This window comes from Limnofasciculus baicalensis BBK-W-15, assembly GCF_024178385.1.
GTDB classification, from domain to species: Bacteria; Cyanobacteriota; Cyanobacteriia; order Cyanobacteriales; family Coleofasciculaceae; genus Limnofasciculus; species Limnofasciculus baicalensis.
This window is the reverse complement of record NZ_JAMZMM010000649.1, coordinates 1-1,680: the sequence shown is the minus strand read 5'-3', so window position 1 is coordinate 1,680 and position 1,680 is coordinate 1. Positions and strand designations below refer to the sequence as shown.

Annotated in this window: 2 pseudogenes; both read right to left on the bottom strand. The window is 39.6% G+C overall.

The window, feature by feature from the left end:
- Positions 1 to 230, bottom strand: a pseudogene (locus tag NJ959_RS29135) (hypothetical protein); the annotation flags it as partial.
- A 4-nt stretch (positions 231 to 234) separates the two neighbouring features.
- Positions 235 to 1,680 (bottom strand): annotated as a pseudogene (locus tag NJ959_RS29130) (phosphorylase); the annotation flags it as partial.

Genomic DNA, 1,680 nt, shown 5'->3' with positions numbered 1-1,680 from the left:
TCTATATATCCTGTTACTTTTTCCAAATTTGATGGATTATTACTCGCTGGTTTGTATTTCAATAGCCAGTTTTTGATTGCTCTATAATGAGCTTTTTCCCAATGAGAAATATGAGAGTTATTTTGTTTCAGTAAAACAAGATCAATTTCAGCTATTAGCTGTTTTACTCGAATTGGAATATCTAATAGCTGAAAATTAGATTCATAAGAAAATTTTAAATCAATCATCATCTTCCTAATCCAACTTTCTTAAATGTTCTAAAGATACTCCTCTGATCATATTATGCTGCCTGAGTAAATATTGATTATGTTCATCAAATTTTTCCTCAACTAAATAGCGATTTTTTAAAGCCTCTAAAGCCATTTGTTGACCTCCTTCATCAATGTCCCAATCTTCTAAGTGACTTAACCAAAAAACTGCTGGTACTTCACAGCGATAAACCGAAGATTCACATAACAATAAATAAGCTTCACGAACTCCCTCTTTTAACCGATCAAATGTTTTCTCTAGCCTAACTCTTACATTGGTGCGTAACTTTTGAGTATATTTATGTAAATTAAATTGGTCATCTTTCGATGCAGTTATTCCCTGACTTTTTGCTTCTTCAATTGCCTTTTCAACTTCTTCAATTTCTTTTCGATAGAGATTCCAATACCCTAAAACATTACCATTAAAAGGACGATTAACTATTTCACCAGCAATCACCCGCAACGCTAAAGGATGCCCTTCGTATGCACCCCCAATCCGCTCTAGATAAGCTCTACCTGTTGACTCTGCACTAACTTCGAGTCCAGTTTTCGCAAACAATGCTAACCGTTCTGGTTCTTCCAACCCTCTCAAAGGTTGGCAATGCCAGAAATTTTGGTAACGAGTACCTACTTGTTCTATCTGTCCAGGTAAATCTTGCGAAGTTAGGATGATACAGCTTTCACAAGAATCTGCGGCTAGCAAACTTTCAAAAAATCGCACCCACCACTCATCTTTAAAATCGCTCCATCCTTCCTCTTCATTACCCTGCAAAATTTTCTCCAAAGAATCAATCTGCACCAAATATCGATTCTCTCGCAGGTGTCTCACCAATCGATATAGTAAGCGCTGAGTATCTTTACGATCTTCCGGCGTAACCACTTCGCCCCACTTTTCCAACCACCTCGCTGCTACACTAGCAAAATCAGAAGTTTGCTCTTCATTCTCAAAGTTTTCTTCGTGAAACTTGCTCCAGTCTCCCTCAAACCAGTCGGACAACTCGACCGCCAATCGTTCCCCCAAAGCCGTTTTCCCAATCCCTGTGATCCCCACCAATATTAATAATCGACAAGACGATTCAACCCGACGACTCAAATCCTGAATCAGACTTTCCCGACCAACCCAAGTATCATCAAGCGCAAAAAAGTTGAGTGGGCGAGAATTAGAAGCTGGTGAATCATCTGAAATAGCTGGAAAAACCTGTTTGCGATCGCGCGGGGCTAAAGTTTGTAATTTACCGAGATCCGGTTTGCGGGTTCTAGGTTGATTTGTCAGACGACGGTAAAGCAGTTCATACCCATCTGTCGTATTCAGCCTATAGTTAGTCGCACTGCCTAGAGGACTGGGAATAAAATCAGCGTCCTGGGGAGTAAAAGTGACAGGAATGAACTTTGAGTTTTTCCCTTGATCATCGTAGAGTTCTTGAATAATGAC